This is a genomic window from Pseudomonas sp. P7759 (genome assembly GCF_013386445.1).
GTDB lineage: Bacteria > Pseudomonadota > Gammaproteobacteria > Pseudomonadales > Pseudomonadaceae > Aquipseudomonas > Aquipseudomonas azotoformans_A.
Genome location: NZ_JACART010000018.1, coordinates 51,910 through 77,631 on the forward strand (window position 1 = coordinate 51,910; position 25,722 = coordinate 77,631).

Annotated in this window: 18 protein-coding genes; 6 read left to right on the plus strand and 12 right to left on the minus strand. The window is 62.1% G+C overall.

The window, feature by feature from the left end:
• Positions 1-19: 19 nt before the first annotated feature.
• A complete protein-coding gene (locus tag HX823_RS16640; protein ID WP_177075578.1) occupies positions 20-1,135 on the minus strand; it encodes a Gfo/Idh/MocA family protein in 1,116 nt (371 codons plus the stop codon).
• Positions 1,136-1,426: 291 nt separating this feature from the next.
• On the opposite strand from HX823_RS16640, the gene HX823_RS16645 reads away from it, so the two are divergent.
• The 5 genes from HX823_RS16645 to HX823_RS16665 all read left to right on the plus strand — a co-directional run bounded on the left by HX823_RS16645 (position 1,427) and on the right by HX823_RS16665 (position 6,734).
• A complete protein-coding gene (locus tag HX823_RS16645; RefSeq protein ID WP_256350138.1) occupies positions 1,427-2,470 on the plus strand; it encodes a YCF48-related protein in 1,044 nt (347 codons plus the stop codon).
• Positions 2,471-2,485: 15 nt separating this feature from the next.
• The gene (locus tag HX823_RS16650; protein WP_033902391.1) at positions 2,486-4,861 is read left to right on the plus strand and encodes an RND family transporter; all 2,376 of its coding nucleotides are present in this window, start codon (positions 2,486-2,488) and stop codon (positions 4,859-4,861) included.
• A gap of 78 nt (positions 4,862-4,939) precedes the next feature.
• Positions 4,940-5,236, plus strand: coding sequence for a DUF5629 family protein (locus tag HX823_RS16655; RefSeq protein WP_177075580.1), 297 nt, complete (start codon positions 4,940-4,942; stop codon positions 5,234-5,236).
• A complete protein-coding gene (locus HX823_RS16660) occupies positions 5,223-6,398 on the plus strand; it encodes a lactonase family protein (protein WP_177075582.1) in 1,176 nt (391 codons plus the stop codon). The genes HX823_RS16655 and HX823_RS16660 overlap by 14 nt, the downstream gene beginning before the upstream one ends.
• A 156-nt stretch (positions 6,399-6,554) precedes the next feature.
• Positions 6,555-6,734 (plus strand): hypothetical protein, encoded by a 180-nt coding sequence (locus HX823_RS16665; protein ID WP_016980181.1) that lies wholly within the window; start codon positions 6,555-6,557, stop codon positions 6,732-6,734.
• 21 nt (positions 6,735-6,755) lie between these two features.
• On the opposite strand, the gene HX823_RS16670 is transcribed toward HX823_RS16665, so the two are convergent.
• The 11 genes from HX823_RS16670 to HX823_RS16720 form a co-directional block, all read right to left on the minus strand.
• The gene (locus HX823_RS16670; RefSeq protein WP_177075584.1) at positions 6,756-7,349 is read right to left on the minus strand and encodes a glutathione S-transferase; all 594 of its coding nucleotides are present in this window, start codon (positions 7,347-7,349) and stop codon (positions 6,756-6,758) included.
• Positions 7,346-10,984 (minus strand): AAA family ATPase, encoded by a 3,639-nt coding sequence (locus HX823_RS16675; protein WP_177075586.1) that lies wholly within the window; start codon positions 10,982-10,984, stop codon positions 7,346-7,348. Before HX823_RS16675 ends, HX823_RS16670 begins: the two co-directional genes overlap by 4 nt.
• On the minus strand, positions 10,981-12,222 hold the full coding sequence (locus HX823_RS16680; protein ID WP_177075588.1) for an exonuclease SbcCD subunit D C-terminal domain-containing protein: 1,242 nt from the start codon (positions 12,220-12,222) through the stop codon (positions 10,981-10,983). The genes HX823_RS16675 and HX823_RS16680 overlap by 4 nt, the downstream gene beginning before the upstream one ends.
• An 82-nt stretch (positions 12,223-12,304) precedes the next feature.
• The gene (locus HX823_RS16685; RefSeq protein WP_177075590.1) at positions 12,305-12,538 is read right to left on the minus strand and encodes a DUF6124 family protein; all 234 of its coding nucleotides are present in this window, start codon (positions 12,536-12,538) and stop codon (positions 12,305-12,307) included.
• Positions 12,539-12,999: 461 nt separating this feature from the next.
• Positions 13,000-14,640, minus strand: coding sequence for a BatD family protein (locus HX823_RS16690; RefSeq protein WP_038848732.1), 1,641 nt, complete (start codon positions 14,638-14,640; stop codon positions 13,000-13,002).
• Entirely contained in the window at positions 14,637-16,376 is a 1,740-nt protein-coding gene (locus HX823_RS16695; RefSeq protein WP_177075592.1) for a tetratricopeptide repeat protein, read from the minus strand. Before HX823_RS16695 ends, HX823_RS16690 begins: the two co-directional genes overlap by 4 nt.
• A complete protein-coding gene (locus HX823_RS16700; protein WP_038848730.1) occupies positions 16,373-17,461 on the minus strand; it encodes a VWA domain-containing protein in 1,089 nt (362 codons plus the stop codon). The genes HX823_RS16695 and HX823_RS16700 overlap by 4 nt, the downstream gene beginning before the upstream one ends.
• Positions 17,454-17,948, minus strand: coding sequence for a DUF4381 domain-containing protein (locus HX823_RS16705; RefSeq protein ID WP_028616472.1), 495 nt, complete (start codon positions 17,946-17,948; stop codon positions 17,454-17,456). Before HX823_RS16705 ends, HX823_RS16700 begins: the two co-directional genes overlap by 8 nt.
• Entirely contained in the window at positions 17,945-18,877 is a 933-nt protein-coding gene (locus HX823_RS16710) for a DUF58 domain-containing protein (RefSeq protein ID WP_033902401.1), read from the minus strand. The genes HX823_RS16705 and HX823_RS16710 overlap by 4 nt, the downstream gene beginning before the upstream one ends.
• Positions 18,878-18,882: 5 nt before the next feature.
• A complete protein-coding gene (locus tag HX823_RS16715; protein ID WP_003174327.1) occupies positions 18,883-19,842 on the minus strand; it encodes a MoxR family ATPase in 960 nt (319 codons plus the stop codon).
• Positions 19,843-19,988: 146 nt separating this feature from the next.
• Complete coding sequence (locus HX823_RS16720) at positions 19,989-20,342, minus strand: hypothetical protein (RefSeq protein ID WP_033902402.1); 354 nt, start codon at positions 20,340-20,342, stop codon at positions 19,989-19,991.
• Between the two features lie 490 nt (positions 20,343-20,832).
• Between HX823_RS16720 and HX823_RS16725 the strand changes: the two genes are divergently transcribed.
• Positions 20,833-25,701 carry an NAD-glutamate dehydrogenase gene (locus tag HX823_RS16725; RefSeq protein WP_177075594.1) on the plus strand — a complete coding sequence of 1,623 codons (4,869 nt, stop codon included), beginning with the start codon at positions 20,833-20,835 and terminating at the stop codon, positions 25,699-25,701.
• The last annotated feature ends 21 nt before the right edge of the window (positions 25,702-25,722 follow it).

Sequence of the window (25,722 nt, forward strand, 5' to 3'; positions counted from 1 at the left end):
ACCACAAGGTTCGGGGCTGTTAAACCTCTTCGACCTGTACCCAGCGTTCTTCTCTGGCCGCCACGCGAATCGCCGTCGCCAACCGCTCCACCTCCCACGCCGCCTCAAAGTCCGTGCCGTCCGCACCTTGACCGGCCAGCGCCAGGATCAACTCCTGCACCTCCAGCGTCTTCAGTTCGTTGTAGCCCAACTGATGGCCCGCCGCCGGGCTGAACGCCGCATAACCGGGCAGGGCAGGGCCAGCGAGCAAACGCTGGAACCCGTCCTGGCCGACGCCACACACCTGCAATTCATTCAAGCGCTCTTGATCGAACGCCAAGGTGCCTTTCGTCCCGCTGATCTCGAAACTCAGATGGTTCTTGTAGCCTTGCTTGAGCCAGCTGCTGCTCACCGTGCCGCGTGCGCCATTGGCAAAACGCAGCAGGGCGTGCACTTGGTCATCCACCGCGATCGATTTAAGGTCGGTGCTGCCTTTGACGGCCGGTCGCCGGGCGTGGACGGTCTGGGTGTCGGCACACACACTCACTACGTCGCCCACCAGATAGCGCGCCATCGATAGCAAGTGACTGCCCAAGTCTGCCAAGGCGCCGCCCGCGTGTTCCACTTCACAACGCCACGACCATGGCGAGGCCGGGTCGGCCATGAAATCTTCGCTGAACTCTCCCTGGAAGCTGATGATCTCGCCCAACTCGCCGCTGGCAATCATCTGCCGTGCCAGGGTGATCATCGGGTTGTGCTGGTAGTTGTAGCCCACCCGCGTCACCACGCCCGCAGCACTGGCGGCGCGGCGCATGGCGTCGGCCTGTTCCAGGCTCACGGCCAGGGGTTTTTCGCAGTACACCGCCTTGCCCACTGCGATGGCGGCCATGGCCATGGGGTAGTGCAAATGGTTGGGCGTGGTGATGGCCACCACGTCGACATTGGGATCATTGATCAACGCCTGCCAGTCGCCATGGGCCTGGGCAAACCCCCAATCCTTGGCGCAGCGTTGTGCGCGTTCGGTGTCGGCGTCGGCCAGTGCAGCCAGCTTGAGGTGCAGCGGCAGTTCGAATACCGCGCGGGCGTTATTGAAGGCCAGGGCGTGGGCGCGCCCCATGAAGCCTGTGCCGATCAAGCCGATTCCGAGTTCACGCATCGCCGTGGTCCTTTGGATTATTGTTTTCAGGAAGACTATTAATGGAATAAAAATTCCCATATTTCAATAGATGGAATAAAAATTCATTGAGGCTCCGGCGATCACCCCCGCGAATGCAGCTATATTCAGGCGCTGTCGAAACGGGGTCAGTTAACAAAAGATAACGTAGCGCCGATTGTCAGACGATTCGAAAGCCCGATAGGATGGCCCCTGCTTCCTCCAGGCGCTCTAGATTGCAGGTTTCAAGGCCCCGGAAGGCAGCGATAACAATAATAAATGGGAGAAAGGTCTATGAGTGAGCCTGTCATGGGTTGGGTTGTTTGCCGCCCACGCGCCGCACGCAGGGTTGCGATGCTGGCCGCAGCGCTCTCGCTGTTTGGCGCTGTCGTATTACCGGCAGCCGTCCAGGCCGCCAGCGATACCTCGTTTGCGATTGAATCCCCCAAGGCCGCCAAAGGCCTGATGATCGATGTAGTCCACGCGGGCAAGCGCCTGGTGGCGGTCGGTGATCGCGGGCACATCCTCTATTCCGATGACCAGGGCAGCACCTGGACCCAAGCCAAAGTCCCCACCCGGCAGTTGCTTACGGCGGTGTTTTTCGTCGATGAAAAGCAGGGCTGGGCCGTGGGCCACGATGCGCAGATTCTTGCCAGTTCCGACGGTGGCGCCACCTGGACCCAGCAGTACCAGGACCTCAAACGCGAAGCCCCGCTGCTCGACGTGTGGTTCAACGACGCCAACCACGGCCTGGCCGTCGGCGCCTACGGTGCGTTGATCGAAACCACCGACGGCGGCAAGACCTGGGACGACGTCAGCGACCGCCTCGACAACGAAGACCAGTACCACCTCAACGCCATTGCCCATATCAAGGACGCCGGCCTGTTCATCGTTGGCGAGCAGGGCAGCATGTTCCGCTCCAGCGACGACGGCCAGACCTGGGAAAAACTCGAAGGCCCCTACGAGGGCTCGCTGTTTGGCGTGATCGGCACCGCCCAAGCGCAAACCCTGCTGGCCTATGGCTTGCGCGGCAATCTGTACCGCTCCACGGACTTTGGCAGCACCTGGGAGCAAGTTGAACTGAACGCTGCGCGGGGAGCGCTGGAGTTTGGGTTGTCGGGCGCGACCTTGCTGCAGGACGGCTCGATTGTCGTGGTCGGCAACGGCGGCAGCGTGGTGGTCAGCCATGACGACGGCGTGACCTTCAGCGTGTTCAACCGTGCGGACCGCATTTCGCTTTCGTCCGTCACGGCGGCAGGCAATGGCAACTTGATTCTGGCCGGGCAGGGGGGCGTTCGCGTCGCTAAAGCCGATGGCGCCGAACCGACAAAACAATAAGAAGGCGGGGAAAGAATGAGCAGTCATCACAACGATAAAGCGACCTTTCTTGAGCGCCTGATCTTCAACAACCGCCCGGCAGTCATCGTGATCTGCCTGCTGGTGAGTATTTTCCTGTTCTGGCAGGCGACCTTGATTCGCCCGTCCACCAGCTTTGAAAAAATGATTCCGCTCAAGCACCCCTTCATCGAGAAGATGATGGAGCACCGCAATGACCTGGCGAACCTGGGCAACACGGTGCGCATCTCGGTGGAGGCCAAGGACGGTGACATCTTCACCAAGGAGTACATGGAGACCCTGCGTCAGATCAACGACGAAGTGTTCTACATTTCCGGTGTCGACCGTTCGGGCCTAAAGTCGCTGTGGAGCCCCAGCGTCCGCTGGACCGAAGTGACCGAAGAAGGCTTTGCCGGCGGTGAAGTGATCCCGCAGAGCTACAACGGCTCGCCGGAAAGCCTCGATCAACTGCGCAACAACGTGCTCAAGTCCGGCCAGGTCGGGCGCCTGGTGGCCAACGACTTCAAGTCGAGCATCGTCGACATCCCGCTGCTGGAGTCCTACCCGGACCCGCAGGATCAGGGCAAGTTGCTGGCCCTGGACTACCGCAAGTTCTCCCATGAACTCGAAGACAAGATCCGCACCAAGTTCCAGGAGCAGAACCCCAACGTGCAGATCCACATCGTCGGTTTCGCCAAGAAAGTCGGTGACCTGATCGATGGCCTGATCATGGTGGTGCTGTTCTTCGGCGTGGCGTTCGGTATTACCCTGGTCCTGCTGCTGTGGTTCACCAACTGCCTGCGTAGCACCATTGCGGTGTTGAGCACCACCCTGGTGGCGGTGGTCTGGCAGTTGGGGCTGATGCATGCCGCCGGTTTCGGGCTGGACCCTTACTCGATGCTGGTACCGTTCCTGATCTTTGCCATCGGTATTTCCCACGGCGTGCAGAAAATCAACGGTATCGCCCTGCAATCCAGCGAAGCGGACAACGCGCTGACGGCCGCACGCCGTACCTTCCGCCAACTGTTTCTACCGGGGATGATCGCGATTCTTGCCGATGCGGTGGGCTTTATCACGCTGTTGATCATCGACATTGGCGTGATCCGCGAACTGGCCATCGGCGCCTCTATCGGCGTGGCGGTGATCGTGTTCACCAACCTGATCCTGCTGCCAGTGGCGATTTCCTACGTCGGCATCAGCAAACGCGCCATCGCCAAGAGCAAGAAAGACGCGAACCGCGAACACCCGTTCTGGCGCCTGCTTTCGAAATTCGCCAGCCCCAAAGTCGCGCCGGTCTCGATCTTCCTGGCCCTGATCGCCTTTGGCGGCGGCCTCTGGTACAGCCAGAACCTCAAGATCGGCGACCTCGACCAGGGCGCGCCGGAACTGCGCCCGGACTCGCGCTACAACAAAGACAACAACTTCATCATCAGCAACTACTCCACCAGCTCCGACGTGCTGGTGGTGATGGTCAAGACCAAGGCCGAAGGCTGCTCGCGCTATGAAGCCATGGCGCCCATCGACCAGTTGATGTGGAAGATGCAGAACACCGAGGGTGTGCAGTCGGCGATCTCGCTGGTGACCGTGTCCAAGCAGATGATCAAGGGCATGAACGAGGGCAACCTGAAATGGGAAACCCTGTCGCGTAACCCGGATGTGCTGAACAACTCCATCGCCCGTGCCGATGGCCTGTACAACAACAACTGCTCCCTGGCGCCGGTGCTGGTGTTCCTCAACGACCACAAGGCCGAAACCCTCGACCGCGCGGTGCATGCGGTGCAGGACTTCGCCAAGGAAAACAACAAGGACGGCCTGGAATTCATCCTCGCCGCCGGTAACGCCGGGATCGAAGCGGCCACCAACGAGGTGATCAAGGAATCGGAACTGACCATCCTGATCCTGGTGTACCTGTGCGTGGCGACCATGTGCATGATCACCTTCCGCTCCTGGGCGGCGACCCTGTGCATCGTGCTGCCGCTGGTGCTGACCTCGGTGCTGGGCAACGCGCTGATGGCGTTCATGGGCATCGGCGTCAAGGTCGCGACGTTGCCAGTGGTGGCGCTGGGCGTGGGGATTGGCGTGGACTACGGTATCTACATCTACAGCCGCCTGGAAAGCTTCCTGCGCGCCGGTCTGCCGCTGCAAGAGGCGTACTACCAGACGCTCAAGTCCACCGGTAAAGCCGTGCTGTTCACCGGTTTGTGCCTGGCGATTGGCGTGTGCACCTGGATCTTCTCGGCCATCAAGTTCCAGGCCGACATGGGCCTGATGCTCACCTTCATGCTGCTGTGGAACATGTTCGGCGCGCTGTGGCTGCTGCCGGCGCTGGCGCGGTTCCTGATCAAGCCGGAGAAACTGGCGGGGCAGAAGGGCAACTCACTCTTCGCGCATTGATCGATTAGACCATTGCCGCAAGGCACCGCGGGGGAATTGACCTATCATGTGTCTTTTCCCCCGCAGTGACTTCACATCATGACCGATTCGCAACCCAACCTGAGCACCGCCCTGACCGACAGCGACATGCTGATCATCAATGGGCTGCACGCCTTCGACTTCACGTTTGACCAGCACTTGCTGATCGAAAGCATGGACGGCCGGGAACTCAAGCGTTGGAAGTTCAGTCCAGAACAACTGAACGCCGCCACCTTTGATGACAGCTTGCAAAGCTGGCTCTTGAGCAACGAAGACGGCGAACACCGTCTGGTCTGCCTGAGTGCGATCAAGGGCGACAACAATAACGATGAGGATGAAGCGGATGATGATGCGTAAATTCTGGCCCCTGCTGATGGCGGGCAGTGTCGGTGCCATGTCGGTGCAAGCCGCGCCGGCAGACACCTATGAACTGCTGGTGGGCAGCTACACCGCCGGCAGCAGCGAAGGCATCTATCGCCTGCAATTCGACAGCCGCACTGGCAAGTTCCAAGGCCAGCCAGTGTTGGCGGCCAAGGCGGCCAATCCGTCGTGGCTGACGGTCTCCAAGGACCAGAAGCACCTGTTTGTGGTTAACGAGAACGGTCCAGGCCAGAAAGACCCGGTCGGGCGGGTGAGCAGCTACAGCATCGATCCGCAGAATCATCAGCTGACGTTGATCAACCAGGTGCAGAGCCTGGGCAATGAGCCGACCCATTCCAGCGTGGCTGCCGATGGACGCTACCTGTTCGTCGCCAACTATTCGGTGCTGGAAGATCCGGGCGGAAGCCTGGCGGTGCTGCCGGTGGATGCCACAGGCAAGCTATCGGCGCCGGTGCAACTGAGTGGGCACCCGGCCAGTCGCGTCAACCCTGAGCGCCAGGCGTCCAACCACGTGCATTCGGTGGTGTCATCGCCCGATGGCAAATACGTGTTTGTGCAGGACTTGGGCGCGGACAAGGTATTTGCCTACCGTTACGATCCCAAGGCCAACCCTGAGCTGCCGTTGACCCCGGCCAACCCGGCCTCGGTGCAATTGCCGCCCGGCAGCGGCCCGCGTCATTTGTTGTTCAGCGCCGATGGTAAGCATGCCTGGCTGACCACCGAGATGAGCGCGCAGGTGGCGGTGTTCGACTACAAGGACGGCCAACTGACCCAGACCCAACTGGTGGATTTCGCCGCCGGTCAACCGGTATCGGACAAGGCCGGTGCGGCGCTGCATGCCTCCAGTGATGGCAAATTCCTGTACCTGAGCAACCGTGGCACGGCCAATCAACTGCTGGTGTTCAGCATCGACCCGGCCACCGCGCACCTCAAGGAACTGCAACGCCGTTCCGTGGAAGGTGACCACCCACGCGAGTTCAGCCTGGACCCGAGCGGCAAGTTTTTGCTGATCGCCAACCAGAAAAGCAACGAAATCGTGGTGGTCGAACGCGACCCCAAAACCGGCCTGCTGGGTAAAACCGTGCAGAAATTGCCGATCGATGCGCCCAGCGACCTCAAGTTCCTGGTGCGTCAATAAGCCACAGGCCCCGTCATGCGGGGCCTGAGCCTTTCTATTAATTCTGTTAATAGCGGCTACTGTTTCAAAGCATTTCTAAGGCTTAGCCCTCGGGCGTAAGTTTGGTTCCAAGGCCTTCCCCGGCCACTCAACCAAACGAACACAAGGGTTACCGACATGAATCTGAATCTCTTCTCCATCATCGCCGCTTCCGCTGTTTCCGCCACTGTTGCCCTGCCAGCCGCGGCCAGTGTGGAAGTCTCCGGCAAAAAATCCAGCACCAGCGCCTACACCCAGAAATACCTGCAACAAAGCGCCAACTTCTATGCCGCACTGGATCACAAAACCCAGCAGTAAGCGCTGCGGGCGATGCGGGATTCAGGGTTTTGCCATCACCGCGATGAACAGCGCTGAGTCCATAATGCGCTCAAGCCAAGCCTGCAACCGTGTGTACGGAGTACCGGCAAACCACACTCGATCCACATGGGCATACTGGCGCACAAACGGCGCCAGTGCAGCATCCGCCAGGGTCAGGTGGTTAGCCAAAAGGTAGTCGTGCTCTGCCAACAACGCTTCCAGCTTTTGCAAGAACACCTCGCCTTCGGCGCGATAATGCTCCATCGGCTGTTCCGGGTAGCGCTCGGCGTACTTGTATCGATTCAAGTGATACTTGAAGCCTTGGTCGTTCTCGGCAATCAACGCGAATATGGCCGGGTCGCCTTGCAGTAACCAGTTATCCGGGTCGTTCTGCGCCAAGGCCCATTGCATGATCTCCAGGCTTTCTTCAATCACCTGCCCGTCAATGTTCAGCACTGGCACCGTGCCCTTGGGCGACAGCGCCAGCATTTCTGCGGGCTTGGCCTTGAGGCTCACCTCGACGATGCGCACCGGTACGCCCGAGTAGCGCAGGGCCAGCCGCGCCCGAATCGCATAGGGGCAGCGCCGGAACGAATACAGCAGCGCTTCGCTCACTTGACCTCCAACGTGCTCAAACCATTGCCCTGACGCTTGACCTGGATCTGCACCGGAATGCGCTCGTGCATTTCCTGCACGTGGGAAATCACCGCCACCTTACGACCTTGAGCCTGCAAGCCATCCAGCGCGTCCATCGCCAATTGCAGCGATTCCGGGTCGAGGCTGCCGAAGCCTTCATCGATAAACAGCGATTCGATCTTCAATGTACTGGAAGCCATCGACGCCAGCCCCAAGGCCAGCGCCAGTGAAACCAGGAAGGTTTCGCCGCCGGACAACGAATGCACCGAGCGCAGCTCGTCGCCCATTTCCGTGTCCATCACCAACAGGCCGAGCATGCTGCCGCCGCGCTTGAGGCGATAACGCCGCACCAACTGACGCAGTTGCACGTTGGCGTGATGCACCAACAGGTCGAGGTTGTAGGCCTGGGCGATCTTGCGGAAGGTGTCGCCGGTGGCCGAGCCGATCAGCGCGTTCAGGCGTGCCCAGCGTTGCCATTCGTCATAGGCCTTGGCGATCTGCTCGGAAAAGGCCTGGTTGGCGTCCTGGCGACGCTGGTCTTCGGATTGGCGTGCGCGCAATTCGGCGCAGTGTTTTTCACTCTCGGCCAGTTGCTGATTGAGCGTGGCCAAGGTGCTGTCCAGCTCTTCGGCTGCGAGGTTGCCGTTGTGCAGGGCCTGATGGTCGGCAAGGCGTTGTTCGCGTTCTTGCAGCAGTACCTTGGCCTGTTCGACGGCTTTTTCGCTGAGCTGCACCTGCTGGCGCAATTGGCTGACCTGGGCGTCATCGCAGGCCAGCAAGCGGTTGAGGCCAGCGTCATCGAGTTCCGGATGCAAGGCGCGCCACTCGCTGATACGCGTGACGAGGGCCTTTTGTTCGGCCTGCAACGCGTGTTCGCGTTCCTGTTGTGCCTTGAGGTCCGCCGCCAGCTGGACCAGCGCGTTGTGGATTTCCTGCAACTGTTTGTTGGCGTCGGTTTCGCTTTCGCGTGACTGGGTCACGGCCTGTTCCAGTTGCTGCTGCCAGTGTTCGGCGCTGGTGTGCTCGCCCAGTAACGCGTTGAGTTTTTCCTGGGCTGCTTGCTGTTGGGTCGCCAGCTCGCTGACCTGCTGGCGCAGGGCGTCGAGTTGTTGCTGGCGGTGTTGCTGGTGGGTCTGTTCCTTCTCGATCGCCTGTTGGCGTTCTTGTTGCTCGGCCAGCTCATCGCGTTGGTGACCCAGCTGTTCCAGGCGCTGGCCGACCTGCTGGTCCAGCTGCATGAAGGTAGCAGCCGGCTCGGCGCGCAGACCCTCCAGGATTTCTGCGGGCAACAGGCTGGCGAAGGCGCTCAGTTCCTGATCGAGGCGTTCACTGTCGCTGGTTAGCTCGCGTTGCTGATCGACCAGCAATTGACGGGCCTGCTGGCTGGCTTCCTGCGCCGCTTGCAGTTGCTGCTGCAAGCGCCCGGCGTTCTGTTGCAGGTTGAGCAGGGCGCCTTGGCGTTGCTCGTCCTGGCCGATGCTTTGGCCCAGTTGGCCCAGTTGCTGCTCAAGCCAGGCGCTGCGTTTGGCCGCTTCCTGGTTGAGCAACGACGCGGCCAGCGGGTGCGCCTCCAGACTTGGCTGGAGGGCTTGCTGTTGCGTGGCCAGGTGTTCCTGCTGTTGCAGGTATTCCTTTTGTTGGGCGATCAAACCGCCCACTTCGCCACGCAACTCGGTGAGTTTTTCCTTGAGGCTGTCCACGGCTTTCTGCGCGGTGGCTTCTTCGTTTTCGTCATGTCGACCGAGGCTTTGCAGCAACGCTTCGGGCTGGTGATACGGGTGCTCGTGGCTGCCGCACACCGGGCAGGGTTGGTCGTCCTGCAATTGCTCGCGCAACTCCTCGACGCTGGCGCTGCGGGCCAGGCGCTGGCGTTCCAACAGTTGCTTGGTCACGTTCAGCGTCTGTTCGGCAACCGTCAGTTCGGCCTTGGTTTGCAGGCCGGTCTGGTTCAGTTGTTCGCGTTGTTGTTGGGCGTCGGTGAGCTTTTGCGTCAGGCTGGCGGCGTGTTGGTCCAGCTGTTGCTGGTTGTCCCACAGGCGCGTCAGGTCTTCAAAGGCGCGCTGCTGTTTGCGATTGTCTTGCAGCAGGCTCGCCAGCAACTGGATCTGCTCGGCCACGGCGTGAGGCTCGGCACCGGCCTCCTGATACAGCAGGTCCAGGGCTTCGCGTTGCTGAGTGAACTGCTCGGCGGCGCGGGTCGCACGTTGCTCCAATTGGGGCAGTTCGGCCTGGCCTTTATTCAGGCGATTGCCGATCTGCGTCAGCTGTTGCAAGCGGTCGCGGTAGGCGGTCCAGGCATCGCTCAGCGGCGCGAGGGCGGCGCTGCGCTCAAGCTCGGTGCCCAGGCGTTGCAGGCGCTCAGTGACGTGATTCTGTTTTTCCAGCAGCGCAGTGAGGTGGGCCTGACCTTCGGCGCAGGCGCTTTCGTGCTGCTGTTGGTCCTCGGTGCGCTTGGCCAGCTCCTTGGTCAAGTGGGCGAGGGTGCTTTGCTCTTCAAACGCCTGTCGCAGCAACGGCACGGCATCCGTTTGGGTTTTCAGGGCCTCAGCCAACGCCGTTTGCGCGCTGGCTTGTTGCTGCTGGGCCTGCTCCTGGCGGGTATGCAGTTCGCCTTGTTGTTGGATATGCGACTGAATCTGCACGGCCAACGGGGCAAGCACGCTGCCGAGTTCGGCCTGGCGCGCAAACTGGTGACGCTGTGGCGCCAATTGGTCCAGGCGGCCCAGGTCTTCGCGTTGCTGGCGCTGGTTATCCCATTCGGTTTGTGCGCGCTGCAGTTGTTCGGTGGCAGCGAGTTGGCGTTCCTGCCATTCGCGCAGCTCCTTGAGCCAGGTGTGCTGAAGCTCAAGTTGTTTGAGCTGGCCTTGCTGGGTCTTGAGCTGGGTTTGCGCGGCATCGAACTGCTGATCCAGCTCGACACGTGCCTCGGGCGCCAGGGGCACCACACCGGTCGCCTGGTCCTGCAACTGCTTGTGCGCATCCCGCGCGTCTTTGGCCTTGTCGAACGCGCGCCGGCCGAGTTGGGTGTACAGGGCCGTGTCTGTGAGCTTTTCCAGCAGTTCGCTGCGCTCGTTGTCGTTGGCCTTGAGGAAGGCGCTGAACTCACTCTGCGCGAGCAAGACGGCACGGGTGAACTGTTCGAAGTTCAGGCCCAGGGCGAGTTCCAGCTGGGTTTTGTACTCGGTTTTCTGGCTGGCCAGCAGTTGGTCGCTGTCCAGGTCGATCAGGCTCTGGCGGCTGTTCTGCAACTTGCCGCTGGCCTTGTCGCGGGCGCGATTGGCTTCCCAGCGCGCGCGATAGCGACGGCCACTCACGCCGACAAAATCTACTTCGGCATAACCGCCACCGGTACCGCGCCGCAACAGAGTGCGCGGGTCACCGATGGAAATGTCGCTGTCGGCATCCGGCATCTTCGCCTGGCCGGTATCGCCCAGGCGTGGCACTGCGCCAAACAGCGCCAGGCACAAGGCATCGAGCAGGGTACTTTTACCCGCGCCGGTCGGCCCGGTAATCGCGAACAACCCGGCACTGGCCAGGGGCTCGGCAGTAAAGTCGATTTCAAACGGGCCGGCCAGTGAAGCCAGGTTTTTCAGGCGGATGGCGAGGATCTTCATGGCTGTTCACCCTCCTGTTGCACTTCCTGGAGCAGCACGGCGAAGTCCTTCAAGGTCTGTTCATCCACTTCGCTGCCATAACTGTCCTGCCAGGCGCGGCTGAACAGTTCCTGGGGCGTGAGCTGGTCGAGTTCGATCAGGCGGTCGTCGCCTTCATCCTCACGGCTGCCTTTACCCGCGTATTCGGCGGCGATGCGTACCAGGCGCACGGCCTTGCCTTGCAGGGCGCTTTCGATCTGCTGGCGCAGGTCGGGCTGCGGTTCGTCGAGGCGCACGCGCACTTCCAGCCAAGGGTGGCGCTGGGTTTCGGCGAGCAGGTCGACGTCGGGCAACTCGGCCAGGCCCTTGAGGATATCGGCCAGCGGCGCGGCTTCCAGGCGTTGCAGGTCGACCGAGCGCGGAATCAGGATCGGTTCGACGTTCACCAGGCATTGGCCCTGGAACGTCACGTCGAGGATCTGGTGCTTGTAGCCGATTTCGGAAAACGACAGCGGAATCGGCGAACCGCTATAGCGAATGCGTTCCTCGCCATTGACCTTCTGCGGTTTGTGCAAATGGCCGAGGGCGACGTAAGCGACACTTCGATCAAACAGACTGGCCGGCAGCGCCTCGGCATTGCCGATGATCAGGCTGCGCTCGGAGTCTTCCGACACCGAACCACCGGCCATGTGCGCATGGCTGATAGCAATCAGCGCCTGGCCTTTTTTGCGCTTGGCGTTGGCGGCGGCGATCAGCCATTCGTGCACCTGGCCGATGCCGCGTAGGTAGTCGTCGCCCAAGTGCGCACCGGTCACTTCTGCCGGGCGCAGGAACGGCAGCGCCAGGCACCAGGCGGCGATCTTGCCTTTGGCGTCCGGCAGGGGGATCAGCAGGCGTTCGGCGTCGAGTTGGCCGTCATCGAGCCACAGCACCCGGCCTAGCGCATGGGTGCGCAGGCGGCGCATCAGTGGCGCGGGTAATTCGATACGCGAGCCGGAGTCATGGTTGCCGGCGATCATCACAATCGTCAGCTTGGGGTTCTGTTCGTGGGCGCTGATGATGAAGTCATACAGCCGCTCCTGGGCCTTGAGTGGCGGGTTGACCGTGTCGAAGATATCGCCGGCGATGAGCAGTACATCCGGCAGATGGGTGTTCAGTTGGCCCAGCAGCCACTCAAGAAAGCAGGCGTGTTCGAAGTCGCGTTCCTGGCCGTGGAGGTTTTGGCCCAGGTGCCAGTCGGAGGTGTGAAACAGACGCAAGGCGAACTCCGTTGAAGAGATGAAAAGGAGGGGAGTTTACCCTGTAAACCTGTGGGAGGGGACAAGCTCCCTCCCACAAGGGTCAGGCGGTGTGCAGGCAGTCCAGCGCTCGGTCAGCCAGGGTTCTGGCACTGTTGATCAAGTGCTCGGTGGCGCCGGCCATGTGGCGCTGATTACTGCTTAGCGCTTGAGTGGTGCCAGCAGCGGTCGCGGCGGCGCAGCGCAGCAGGTCGCAGATCTGGGCGACGGCGTCTTCGAAGCTGAGGTCGTGGTGAACGGTGAAGGCGGGTGGTGGGTCGGGGACGATTTTGTCCATGCGTAAACTCCTACTCAGTTGGAGGCGTCACCTTGATGTCGTTTCCACACAACAAAGTTAGGTGGCAGCCATACGCGGGGTGGAAACCGGGGAGTAGGACCCAGTCAGACCGAAGTCTGCCCGCGTACAGCCGCCATTGAGCGTTTTCATACGATCATGACGCTTCCTTACTCCCGGGTTTCCACACCCGATCGCTGATATGCAGCGACGGAGCGAAGGCTAGCCAGTGGAATGAGCAGGCGCAAGGCCGTGGGATTGTCTAGGAAACTTCCTGCAAATTAAAGCGATATGGATTGCTGGCCTTTAACAATGCATGTCGACCAGACGACGGAGATCAAGTGTGGGAGCGGGCTTGCCCGCGAATGCGGTGTATCAGTCGGGGTATCTTTATCTGACACACCGTATTCGCGGGCAAGCCCGCTCCCACATTTTTGATGTGTGTGGTGTCAGGGAGGTTGCGGTTACTTGGGATACAGCGGCGGCAAGCTGGTGGTGTCCGCCGCCGGGTCCACCTCGCGCTCGGCCATCGGAATCGCCTTCACCGCACGCCACAGGTCCTCACCCAGCCAGAAATGCCCACTCTCGCTGTACAGCGCGCCATTCAACCCATCCAATGCATCCGACAACGGCACAAACCGCGCCGCCATATCCGCGAGCGTTTCCGGCTGCTGCCGCGCCCAGGCGTCGAGGGCCTGGCGGGTGGCTTGCGGGTCGTTGGCCTGGGTGGCGCGCTTGAGGTCATCCAGCAGCGTGCGCGGGCTCGGCCCGGTTTGCGCGGCACGCAACACGGCCGGTTGCCGACGGGCACGCCACCACAAGCCGAACCCCAGCAGGGTGGTGCAGGCGAGGATCAACGTGCTCAGCTGCCACAGCCACAGGCGTTCATCGTCCGGGGCGGTGATGACTGTGGGCGTGGCGGGCGTGTCCACTGCCAGGCTCGGGTTGATCGCAACCTGCAGGGTTCGCGCGGGCAGGCTGGTGCGCTCCAGGTGGTCTTCGTGGGTGTTCCACCACACCACGTCCACGGCGGGCAGTTCCAGGCTGCCGGCGCGGGTGGGCACCAGGGCTTCGCGGTCTTCGCGGCTGCCGATCAGGCCACGGTCGTTGGTCTGGTTGCCGAGTACCGGTTGGTCCGGGTAGCGGCGCAGGCCATTGATCTCGGTGCTGGGCAGGGCCGGCAGTTGCGCGCTAGACAGGCCCTCGGCCTTGACCGTAAGGCTGCGGGTCAGCGAGTCGCCGACCTGCACGTGCTCGGGCTCCGGGTTCCAGTTTTCACTGAGGGTGAGGCTGCGCGCTGGCAGCCACGGGGTATCGGCGGGGTACAGCGCGGGTTTGGGTTTGACCACCAGCGGCAACTCTGCAGAACTGACGTGGATCAGTTTGCCGGGCTTGGTGCCTTGTAGGGTATTTTCCTGCGGCGGGCGCGACTCCACCAGCGTCGCGCTGAAGGTCTGCGCCGGGATCGCCAAGGTGCCGCTGTGTTGCGGATAGATCGCGTAGCGGGTTTCGATCACGCCATGGCGGATGCTGTTGATGACCTTTTCATAGGTGCGTGACTCGCCCAACTGCTCCACGCGTGCATCGGCAATCTGCAAGGGCGTGAGGCTGCTGTCGTCATACAGCGACACCGAGTGGTAGACGCGCACGGTCAACAGCGCCTGGGCCTGTACGTAGACGCTGGTCTGGTCGAGGTTGGCCTCGACAAACACCGGCGCCAGCTCGGCGGCGGTGTTTTGGCTGGCGGTTTCGACCACTTGCAGGCTGATCGGCTGGGTCTTGTAGTCGCCCACTTGCAGCGGCGGGATGACCACCGTGCCGTTTTCCTTGGGCAGCAGGGTGATGATCCAGCGCGTAGTGGCGTGGTTATCGCCGCCCAGGGTGGTGAGTTGGTTGATCTGGCGCGTGCCGCTGACTTCGAACTGTGCATCCAGCGGCGTCAGGTCTGGCTTGCCGAACTGCGTGACATCACTGGATTCCACCGTCAGTTCCACCGTTTCCCCGGAGTTGACGCGGCTGCGGTCGACGCTGGCGGACAGGTTCGCCGCCTGGGCGTGGCCTGCCGAAAGGGCGAGCAGGAGCAGTAGGGTGGTGCGGCGGCTCATCGAGTCTTGTCCTGATGTTGTTGCTGTTCGTACCAGAATTTGCGGCGCAGCAGTTCGCCGGGGTTGTCCGGGATCTCCTGCAGCCATTGCTCCAGGGCCTGTCGGTGCTCACCGTCGAGGCTGGCGTCATTGGGGCGCAGCGGCGGGGTGGTGGTTTGTTCGTCGCCCAGTTCGCTGCCCGGCACTTCGTTACCCGTGGTGTGCGGCGTGTTGCCGGGTTGGGTGTCGTCAGTCCCGGCTTCGCCTTGCCCTTGGGACGACGGCTCGCCACCTGTGGCGTTTTGCCCACTGGCGCCCGGTTGCGCGGTTTGGCCGGGTTGGGTGGTTTCGTCATCCTCGTTTTTTGCAGGTTCGGTGGGTTCCGGTTCGGCCTGTTCCTGCATCAATGCCTCCACCAACGCCTTGTTTTTCAGGGCCGGTTGCAGGTCGGGCTGGGCTTCGAGGGCCTGTTCGTAGGCGTCGATGGCGGCTTCCAGTTCGCCGGACTTGGCCAGGGCGTTACCCCGATTGTAGTGGGAGTAGGCGTCATTGCCTTCGGCAAACAGCTTGATGGCCTCTGCATAGTTGCCGGCCTCGTAAAGCGCCACGCCTTTCCACTGCGGGTCCTGGAAGTGTTCGGCGGCTTCGGCGGGGCGCTTTTTCTTCAGCAGGTACTGGCCTTGCTGGTCGGGACGCAGCCACAAGTCTTGCAAGCCGAACGCATAGCTGGGCTGCGGCGCACTCAACAGCAGCAGCGGTAGGCAGAACAACCAGCCACGCCGCCCGGCGCAGGCAGCGAGTAGCAATAAGGGCAGGAGCAGCCAGTAACCCTGGTCGGCCCAGGTATCGAGGTGCAGCCGTTGGCCGTCATTGCGCAAGGTTTGCGGCGGGTCGAGCACGCCGAGTTGGCGCAGGTCCTTGTCGTCCAGGCGCGCGGCGCGGTAGCGGCCGCCCATTTCACTGGCGAAGGCCTTGAGTGTCGGGCTGTCGAGACGCGGTACCAGGATCGCGCCTTGTTCGTCCTTGAGGAACTCACCGCTTTCCTGGGTGACTGGCGTGCCTTCGCGGCTGCCGATACCCAGGATCGACAGGGTGGGCGCTTGTGCGTTTTGCAGCAGCAGGCGAATGCCCTGGCGTTCCTGTTTGGACAGCGAGGAACCAATCAGCAGCAAGCGACCCTGGCCGAGGCCACCTTGCTTGAGCAGGCCTAGGGCTTTCTCGACGGCCAGGTCGGCGCGATGGCCGGGCTCGGGCATGATCGACGGGCGCAACGCTTCGAGCAAGTTGCGGCTGGTGGCCAGGTCGTCCGACAGCGGCACCAACGTGTGGGCGCTACCGGCGTACACGACGATGGCGGTTTGCGCATCGGTACGCGCTTGCAATAAGTCGTACAGCTTGCGTCGTGCCTGTTCCAGGCGGTTGGGCGGGCTGTCGGTGGCGAGCATTTCCGGGGTCAGTTCCAGCAACACCACCAGCGGATCGGAAGGCTTCTGGCTGGACTGTTCCACACGCTGCCAGCTCGGGCCGAGCAACGCCAATACGGCTAGCAGCCAGGCAATGCCCAGTACCACCCACGGTGATTTGCTCTCGCGGCCGTTGCCACCGCTGAGCAACACCGCGTGGAAGGCCGGCGGCAGGATCATCTGCCAGCGCCCGGCGCGCTTTTGCCGGTGCCACAGGTGCCACAGCAACCAGCCGAGCAACGGTAGCAGCAACAACCACCACGGACGGAACCAGTGCGGCCACAGGTCGATCATCGACGCCTCCGCAAACGCAGGCGTTTGAGGCGCTGACGCCACTCAGGGTGTTGTTGCAGGAAAATCCCCTTGCTCGACAATTTGTTGAACAGCCGTTGCAAGGCGTTGTTCGGCCAGCGCTCCTGAATCACCAGCAACATGCTCAGCACCAAGGCCAGGGCCAGTGGCGCGCTGTACAGCGCCAGGGCCGGGCGCGCTTGGGTGGGTTGTTGTTCGACGGGCTCGAGTTTGTCTAGGGTCGCTTTGATCGCTTGCAACTCTTCACCATCGCGGGCGCGAAAGTACTGGCCGTTGGTAGCCTCGGCGATGGCCTTGAGCGCCGGTTCGTCCAAGTCCAGGCTCGGGTTGACGCCCAGAATGCCCAAGGAACCGGTTTGTTCCGGGTCGGCACCGATGCCGATTGGATAGATTTTTACGCCTTCTTCAGCCGCCAGACGCGCGGCGGTCAGCGGGTCGATCTGCCCGGCGTTGTTGGCGCCGTCAGTGACCAGGATCAGCACGCGGCTCTGCGCCGGGCGCTGGCGCAGGCGTTTCAGGGCCAGGCCGATGGCGTCGCCAATCGCGGTGTTCTTGCCGGCAATGCCGATGCGCGCTTCGTCCAGCCAGGCGCGCACGGTGCGGCGGTCAAAGGTCAGTGGCGCTTGCAGGTAGGCCTGGCTGCCGAACAGGATCAGGCCGACGCGGTCGCCTTCACGCTCCTCAAGGAAATCGCCAAGCAGGTGCTTGACCAGGCTCAAGCGACTTACGTCGTCGTCCTGCCAATGCATATCGGGGAAATCCATGGAGCCAGACACGTCCACCGCCACCAGCAGGTCGCGGCCACTGGCGGCAATCGGTAACGGTTCGCCGAGCCATTCCGGGCGCGCGGCGGCGGTCAGCAGCAGCAACCACAGCACCACGAACGGCGCTTGCTGGCGCCAGCCGGGCAGGTTGACGCGGGCGCGGCGACGGGCCAGGCCTTCAAGGTCGCTGAGGTAGCTGACTTTCAACGCGGGCTCGCCGCTGTCGGCGGCCGGCAGCACAAGGCGCATCAACCACGGCAACGGCAACAGGGCGAAGATCCACGGCCAGGCGAACTCAAACATGTTTGCGAATCCAGGTGTCGACGGCTTGGGTCAGGCCGGCGATGGCCTTGTCGTCGAGCTTGCATTCGGGTTTGTAGGCGCCCTCTACCAATACCATCCAGCGCGTAAGGCCGGCGGCGGGGCAGCGGTTGTCGAGGAATGCCAGCCATTTGCGGCCGTTGAGGGTGTGGCTCTGGCTGTAGGGGTAGTCGTTGCGGCACAGGCGTTTGAGCAGGCCGTTGAGCTGTTGCAGCCAGGCACCGGCGGGCGCGCCATCGTAAGGCTTGGGCATGAGTGCAAGCTCTGCCAGGGCGGCGATGCGCAGTGGGTCCAAGGGTTGTTCGGCACGGGCGATGGGGCGGCGGGTCGGCAGAAAGCGGCGCAGTGACCACAGGCCCCAGCCGAGCAGCGGAATCACCAGCAGCAACAGCCACCAACCCGGCGCGGGCGGCCAGAAGCCGATGGCGGGTGGGGCGATCAGCGGTTGCAGTTGGTCAAGGCTGCTCATTGTTTTTTAACCGGGCGTTGCGGGTTGAGGTATTCGCGCAGTTGCTCGACCATTTCGCTCTGGGTGCTCAAGGGCATCAGCAGTACGCGCAGTTTCTGCGCGAGCAGCTCCCAGCGCGCAAGGCGCGCTTCGGCCTGGGCCTTGTAGGCCTGGCGCAGGTCGAAATTCAGCGTGTCCAGTTCCAGCTGGGCACCGCGTTCGGCGAAACGCAGCAGCCCGGCGGCGGGCAGGGCATGGTCCAGTGGGTCGGAGATCGGCAACAGCAGCAAATCGCAATGCCGCGACAGCAAGCTCAGCTGTTGCTCGGCGCCTTCGGTCAGTGCGCGCTCATCGCAGATCACAATCACCAGGCTGCCAGGGCGCAACACTTCGCGGCCACGGCGCAGGGCCATGCCAAGGGCGTCGGCTTCGGGGCGGCTTTCGGTGCTCAGGCTCTGGTTGACCCGCACCAGGCGGTTGAGCAGTTGCAGCAGGCTTTGCTTGCTGCGGCGCGGCTTGATTTCGTAGTGCTCGTTGTCGCCGAACACCAGCCCGCCGACACGGTCGTTATGCCCCAGCGCGGCCCAGCCGATCAGGCTGGCGGCTTGGGCGGCCAGTACCGACTTGAACATCTGCCCCGAGCCGAAAAACAGCCGGCAGCTTTGCTCCACCATGATGAAGATCGGCCGTTCGCGCTCTTCATGGAACAGCTTGGTGTGCGGTTCCTGGGTGCGTGCGGTGACGCGCCAGTCGATGGTGCGCACATCGTCGCCGGCCTGGTACACGCGCACTTGGTCGAAGTCCACACCACGCCCGCGCAGCTTGGAGTGGTGCAGGCCGATCAAAGGGCTGCGCTGGCTTGGCGTGGAAAACAGCTGCACTTCGCGCACGCGATGGCGCATCTCGATCAATTCGCTGAGCGTGACGCGGATCCCATCACCGGCGTTCATGGGTTTCAAGCGACGGCAACGACGTCGAGAATGCGCTGCACCACACGGTCCTGGTCAATGCCAGCGGCTTCGGCCTCGAACGACAGGATGATGCGATGGCGCAGCACGTCGAACAGCACCGCCTGGATATCTTCCGGGCTGACGAAGTCGCGACCGGCCAGCCAGGCGTGGGCGCGGGCACAGCGGTCGAGGGCGATGGAGCCGCGTGGGCTGGCGCCGTAGGCGATCCACTCGGCCATTTCCGGGTCGAACTTGGCCGGGGTGCGCGTGGCCATCACCAGTTGCACCAGGTATTCCTCCACGGCGTCGGCCATGTACAGGCCAAGGATTTCCTTGCGCGCGGCGAAGATCGCCTGCTGGCTGACGCGGCGCTCCGGCTTGGTTTCGCCGTTGAGCGCTTCGCCACGGGCCTGTTGCAGGATGCGCCGCTCGACGGCGGCGTCCGGAAAACCGATTTTCACATGCATCAAGAAACGGTCGAGCTGGGCCTCGGGCAGCGGGTAGGTGCCTTCCTGCTCGATGGGGTTTTGCGTGGCCATCACCAGGAACAGCGGGGACAGGTCATACGTGCTGCGCCCAACGCTGACCTGGCGCTCGGCCATGGCCTCCAACAAAGCTGACTGCACCTTGGCCGGGGCGCGGTTGATTTCGTCCGCCAGTACCAGGTTGTGGAAGATCGGCCCTTGCTGGAACACGAAGCTGCCGGTTTCCGGGCGATAGATCTCGGTGCCGGTGATGTCGGCAGGCAACAGGTCGGGGGTGAACTGGATACGATGGAACTGCGCTTCGATACCTTCGGCCAACTCTTTGATGGCCTTGGTCTTGGCCAGGCCCGGCGCGCCTTCCACCAGCATATGGCCGTCGGCGAGCAAGGCGATCAACAGGCGATCGATGAGTTTTTCCTGGCCGAGAATCTGCGTAGAAAGAAAGGTTCGCAGCGCAAGCAGCGCTTCACGATGTTCCATCGATGACGGTTCCTGGAGAGATGAGCCCGGTGGTCGAGAAAAAACGCCGGGCTTGGGAGGCTTACTTTAATGCATCGAAGGGGCTGGCGACTAACGGCGTAACGGGTATTTTTGGCAAAACTTGTAGGATTTTTGTGTGCGAGGCGTCACGCGCGGACGTAGGTGCCAGTGCCTTTGAGGATGTTTTGCAGGGTTTCCTCGACTTCGGCCAGGTCCGACGCGCTGGTGGCGTGGGTGATCTCCAACTGGTCCTTGCCGCCCAGTGCATCGGCATCGCCTGCGGCCAGCTCAACCAGCAGCGTCGTGGCGCCCAGGGTGACTTTCAGCCCGTCGAGGGTCGACGGCTCGTAATCCCAGGTCAGTTCCACTTCGTCTTCATCCGGGTAACGGGTCAGCATGAACATCTCGCCGTTCTTGCCGTGGCAGCAGAGCATCGCCATGTTGTCTTCTTCGTCATCGCACGGGGTGACCATCAGGGCGTCGGTTTTCAACTGCAGCATGGGGAATCCTGTCTGGGGTAGGGCGTAATACGGGCAATTGTGCCATTGCGGCGAATTTTGTGCTGCATCCTGTGTCAGACCCAGTGCATGACCTGAGGGGCAAGATCAGTCATTTCTGGTACTCGCGGACATTGAAATAGCCGGTTTTTTTGCCGGATATTGCGGGTTGCCCAAGTCGCAACCCCACGCCTGCTTACCGATGACCGAATATGTCGCAGCGTCGCAAGCAGTGGGCTTCCCACACTCGTTAAGCTGCGCAACGGATGTGCATGAGCCAGGCGCCTGACCTGCCCGTCGTACCGTCACCCGGCAAGGTGCGCATCTTATGGAAGTTGTATGTGACCTCATTGTCTTGTCCAGCTTCACCCACCTGTCACCCTGATTCGCTAGTGTGCTTATATCAGTACCAGCGAACAGCGCTGACGGTCTCCCCGCAAGGGGATAACACGCGACGCTTCCATCAATAACAAGCCCAAGCGGAGTACCACAGATGGCGTTCTTCACCGCAGCCAGCAAGGCCGACTTCCAGCATCAACTGCAAGCGGCACTGGCGCAGCACATCAGTGAACAGGCACTGCCACAAGTGGCGCTGTTCGCTGAACAATTCTTCGGCATCATTTCCCTGGACGAACTGACCCAGCGTCGCCTTTCCGACCTGGCCGGTTGCACTCTTTCTGCGTGGCGCCTGCTTGAGCGCTTTGACCACACCCAACCGCAAGTGCGGGTCTACAACCCCGATTACGAACGTCATGGCTGGCAGTCGACCCATACCGCGGTCGAAGTGCTGCACCATGACCTGCCGTTCCTGGTGGACTCGGTGCGTACCGAGCTGAACCGCCGTGGCTACAGCATTCACACCTTGCAGACCACAGTACTCAGCGTACGCCGTGGCGCCAAGGGCGAGCTGCTGGAGATCCTGCCAAAAGGCACCCAGGGCGAAGGCATCCTGCAAGAATCGCTGATGTACCTGGAAATCGACCGTTGCGCCAACGCCGCCGAACTGAACGTGCTGAGCAAAGAGCTGGAGCAGGTACTGGGCGAAGTGCGCGTGGCCGTGGCCGATTTCGAACCGATGAAAGCCAAGGTCCAGGACCTGCTGGCCGGTATCGACGCCAGCCAGTTCAGCATCGACGGCGAAGAGAAAGCCGAGATCAAGAACTTCCTGGAATGGCTGGTGGGCAACCACTTCACCTTCCTCGGCTATGAAGAATTCGTGGTACGTGACGAGGCGGACGGCGGTCATATCGAATATGACGCCGATTCGTTCCTCGGCCTGACCAAACTGCTGCGCGCCGGCCTCACCGCCGACGACCTGCGCATCGAAGACTATGCCGTAGCCTACCTGCGTGAACCGACCGTGCTGTCGTTCGCCAAGGCCGCGCACCCGAGCCGCGTGCACCGTCCGGCGTATCCGGACTATGTGTCGATCCGTGAGATCAGCGCCGACGGCAAAGTGATCAAGGAACACCGCTTCATGGGCCTTTACACCTCGTCGGTGTATGGCGAAAGCGTGCGGGTGATTCCGTACATCCGTCGCAAGGTTGCGGAGATCGAACGCCGTTCCGGCTTCCAGCCCAAGGCTCACCTGGGCAAGGAACTGGCGCAGGTGGTTGAAGTATTGCCACGTGATGACCTGTTCCAGACCCCGGTCGACGAGCTGTTCAGCACCGTGATGTCGATCGTACAGATCCAGGAACGCAACAAGATCCGCGTGTTCCTGCGTAAAGACCCGTACGGTCGTTTCTGCTACTGCCTGGCCTACGTGCCGCGCGACATCTATTCCACCGAAGTGCGCCAGAAGATCCAGCAAGTGCTGATGGATCGCTTGAAGGCCTCGGATTGCGAATTCTGGACGTTCTTCTCCGAGTCCGTGCTGGCCCGTGTACAGCTGATCCTGCGGGTTGACCCGAAGAACCGCCTGGACATCGACCCGCTGCAACTGGAAAAAGAAGTGGTGCAGGCCTGCCGCAGCTGGCAGGACGACTACGCCAGCCTGGTCGTGGAAAGCTTCGGCGAAGCCCACGGCACCAACGTGCTGGCCGACTTCCCTAAAGGCTTCCCAGCCGGTTACCGCGAGCGTTTCGCCGCGCATTCGGCCGTGGTCGACATGCAGCACTTGCTCAGCCTGACCGAAGCCAACCCGCTGGTGATGAGCTTCTACCAGCCGCTGGGCCAGGTGTCTGGCCAGCGCGAGCTGCATTGCAAGCTCTACCACGCCGACACCCCGCTGGCGCTGTCCGACGTGCTGCCGATCCTGGAAAACCTCGGCCTGCGTGTGCTGGGTGAGTTCCCGTACCGTCTGCGTCATGCCAATGGCCGTGAGTTCTGGATCCATGACTTCGCGTTCATCGCCGCCGAAGGCGTGAACCTGGACATCCAGCAGCTCAACGACACCCTGCAGGATGCGTTTGTGCACATCGTGCACGGCGACGCTGAAAACGATGCGTTCAACCGCCTGGTATTGACTGCCGGCCTGCCTTGGCGCGACGTGGCACTGCTGCGTGCCTACGCCCGTTACCTGAAGCAGATCCGCCTGGGCTTCGACCTGGGTTACATCGCCAGCACCCTGAACAACCACACCGACATCGCCCGCGAGTTGACCCGGTTGTTCAAGACCCGTTTCTACCTGGCGCGCAAGCTCACCAGCGACGACCTGGAAGACAAGCAGCAACGCCTGGAACAAGCGATTCTTTCGGCCCTGGACGACGTTCAGGTGCTCAACGAAGACCGCATCCTGCGTCGCTACCTGGACCTGATCAAGGCGACCCTGCGCACCAACTTCTACCAGACTGACGCCAACGGCCAGAACAAGTCGTACTTCAGCTACAAGTTCAACCCGCACGCGATCCCTGAACTGCCTAAGCCGGTGCCGAAGTTTGAAATCTTCGTGTACTCGCCACGCGTCGAAGGCGTGCACTTGCGCTTCGGTAATGTCGCGCGCGGCGGCCTGCGCTGGTCCGACCGTGAAGAAGACTTCCGTACCGAAGTGCTCGGCCTGGTAAAAGCCCAGCAAGTGAAGAACTCGGTCATCGTGCCAGTGGGTGCGAAGGGCGGCTTCCTGCCGCGTCGCCTGCCACTGGGCGGCAGCCGTGACGAGATCGCGGCCGAGGGCATCGCCTGCTACCGCATCTTCATTTCCGGCCTGTTGGACATCACCGACAACCTGAAGGACGGCGCCTTGGTGCCACCGGCCAACGTCGTGCGTCATGACGACGATGACCCGTATCTGGTGGTAGCGGCGGACAAGGGCACTGCGACCTTCTCCGACATCGCCAACGGCATCGCCATCGACTACGGCTTCTGGCTGGGTGACGCGTTCGCGTCCGGCGGTTCCGCCGGTTACGACCACAAGAAAATGGGCATCACCGCCAAGGGCGCGTGGGTCGGTGTGCAGCGTCACTTCCGTGAGCGCGGCATCAACGTGCAGGAAGACAGCATCACCGTGGTCGGCGTCGGCGATATGGCCGGTGACGTGTTCGGTAACGGCTTGTTGATGTCCGACAAGCTGCAACTGGTCGCAGCGTTCAACCACCTGCATATCTTCATCGATCCAAACCCGAACCCGGCGACCAGCTTCGTCGAGCGTCAGCGCATGTTCGAGCTGCCGCGTTCGGCCTGGACCGACTACGACACCAGCATCATGTCTGAAGGCGGCGGTATCTTTTCGCGCAGCGCGAAGAGCATTGCCATCTCGCCACAGATGAAAGAGCGCTTCGACATCGCGGCCGACAAGCTGACCCCGACCGAGCTGCTGAATGCCTTGCTCAAGGCGCCGGTGGACCTGTTGTGGAACGGCGGCATTGGTACGTACGTCAAGGCCAGCACCGAGAGCCATGCCGATGTGGGCGACAAGGCCAACGACGCGCTGCGCGTCAACGGCAACGAGCTGCGCTGCAAGGTAGTGGGCGAGGGCGGTAACCTCGGTATGACCCAGCTGGGTCGCGTGGAATTCGGCCTCAATGGCGGCGGTTCCAACACCGACTTCATCGACAACGCCGGTGGCGTGGACTGCTCCGACCACGAAGTGAACATCAAGATCCTGCTCAACGAAGTGGTGCAGGCCGGTGACATGACCGACAAGCAACGTAACCAGTTGCTGGCGAGCATGACCGACGAAGTCGGCAACCTGGTGTTGGGCAACAACTACAAGCAGACCCAGGCCCTGTCCCTGGCCGCGCGCCGTGCCTACGAGCGTGCCGCCGAGTACAAGCGCCTGATGAGCGACCTGGAAGGCCGTGGCAAGCTGGACCGCGCCATCGAGTACCTGCCGACCGAGGAGCAGCTCACCGAGCGCGCCGCGAACGGCAAGGGCCTGACCCGTCCGGAGCTGTCGGTGCTGATTTCCTACAGCAAGATCGACCTCAAGGAAGCGCTGCTCAAGTCCCTGGTGCCGGATGACGACTACCTGACCCGTGACATGGAGACCGCGTTCCCACCGAGCCTGGTCGCCAAGTTCTCCGAGGCCATGCGTCGCCACCGCCTCAAGCGTGAGATCGTCAGCACCCAGATCGCCAACGACCTGGTCAACCACATGGGCATCACCTTCGTTCAACGACTCAAGGAGTCAACGGGCATGAGCCCGGCGAACGTTGCTGGCGCTTATGTGATCGTGCGTGACATCTTCCACCTCCCGCACTGGTTCCGTCAGATTGAAGCCCTGGACCACCAGGTTTCCGCTGACGTGCAACTGGAGCTGATGGATGAGCTGATGCGTCTGGGCCGCCGTGCTACACGCTGGTTCCTGCGCAGCCGTCGCAACGAGCAGGACGCTGGCCGTGACACCGCGCACTTTGGTCCGCACCTGGCGGCGCTGGGCCTCAAGCTCGACGAACTGCTGGAAGGCCCGACCCGCGAAGGCTGGCAGAACCGCTACGGTAAATATACCGAAGCCGGTGTGCCTGAGCTGTTGGCACGCATGGTTGCAGGCACTACTCACCTGTACACCTTGCTGCCGATCATCGAAGCCGCTGACGTGACCGGGCATGACGCCGCCGAAGTGGCCAAGGCCTACTTTGCCGTCGGCAGCGCCTTGGACTTGCCGTGGTACCTGCAGCAGATCAGCGATCTGCCGGTGGCTAACAACTGGCAGGCCCAGGCTCGTGAAGCCTTCCGCGATGACGTGGACTGGCAGCAACGCGCAATCACCATCTCCGTGCTGCAAATGGCCGACGCGCCACAAGACATGGAAGCCCGCGTGGCCCTGTGGCTTGAGCAGCACAAGGACATGGCGCAGCGTTGGGTGGCGATGATGGTGGAAATCCGTGCCGCTGTGGGGACGGACTACGCCATGTACGCGGTGGCCAACCGTGAGTTGCTGGACCTGGCATTGAGCGGTCAGTCGGTGCTGCAACCGGCTTGATTCCGCTGTAAGACAAAAAGC

What these genes read in the sequence shown, in the direction of transcription:
- HX823_RS16640 (WP_177075578.1), bottom strand. Translation starts at nt 1,135, where the DNA reads ATGCGTGAACTCGGAATCGGCTTGATCGGCACAGGCTTCATGGGGCGC.
- HX823_RS16645 (WP_256350138.1), top strand. Translation starts at nt 1,427, where the DNA reads ATGAGTGAGCCTGTCATGGGTTGGGTTGTTTGCCGCCCACGCGCCGCA.
- HX823_RS16650 (WP_033902391.1), top strand. Translation starts at nt 2,486, where the DNA reads ATGAGCAGTCATCACAACGATAAAGCGACCTTTCTTGAGCGCCTGATC.
- HX823_RS16655 (WP_177075580.1), top strand. Translation starts at nt 4,940, where the DNA reads ATGACCGATTCGCAACCCAACCTGAGCACCGCCCTGACCGACAGCGAC.
- HX823_RS16660 (WP_177075582.1), top strand. Translation starts at nt 5,223, where the DNA reads ATGATGATGCGTAAATTCTGGCCCCTGCTGATGGCGGGCAGTGTCGGT.
- HX823_RS16665 (WP_016980181.1), top strand. Translation starts at nt 6,555, where the DNA reads ATGAATCTGAATCTCTTCTCCATCATCGCCGCTTCCGCTGTTTCCGCC.
- HX823_RS16675 (WP_177075586.1), bottom strand. Translation starts at nt 10,984, where the DNA reads ATGAAGATCCTCGCCATCCGCCTGAAAAACCTGGCTTCACTGGCCGGC.
- HX823_RS16685 (WP_177075590.1), bottom strand. Translation starts at nt 12,538, where the DNA reads ATGGACAAAATCGTCCCCGACCCACCACCCGCCTTCACCGTTCACCAC.
- HX823_RS16690 (WP_038848732.1), bottom strand. Translation starts at nt 14,640, where the DNA reads ATGAGCCGCCGCACCACCCTACTGCTCCTGCTCGCCCTTTCGGCAGGC.
- HX823_RS16695 (WP_177075592.1), bottom strand. Translation starts at nt 16,376, where the DNA reads ATGATCGACCTGTGGCCGCACTGGTTCCGTCCGTGGTGGTTGTTGCTG.
- HX823_RS16700 (WP_038848730.1), bottom strand. Translation starts at nt 17,461, where the DNA reads ATGTTTGAGTTCGCCTGGCCGTGGATCTTCGCCCTGTTGCCGTTGCCG.
- HX823_RS16705 (WP_028616472.1), bottom strand. Translation starts at nt 17,948, where the DNA reads ATGAGCAGCCTTGACCAACTGCAACCGCTGATCGCCCCACCCGCCATC.
- HX823_RS16710 (WP_033902401.1), bottom strand. Translation starts at nt 18,877, where the DNA reads ATGAACGCCGGTGATGGGATCCGCGTCACGCTCAGCGAATTGATCGAG.
- HX823_RS16715 (WP_003174327.1), bottom strand. Translation starts at nt 19,842, where the DNA reads ATGGAACATCGTGAAGCGCTGCTTGCGCTGCGAACCTTTCTTTCTACG.
- HX823_RS16720 (WP_033902402.1), bottom strand. Translation starts at nt 20,342, where the DNA reads ATGCTGCAGTTGAAAACCGACGCCCTGATGGTCACCCCGTGCGATGAC.
- HX823_RS16725 (WP_177075594.1), top strand. Translation starts at nt 20,833, where the DNA reads ATGGCGTTCTTCACCGCAGCCAGCAAGGCCGACTTCCAGCATCAACTG.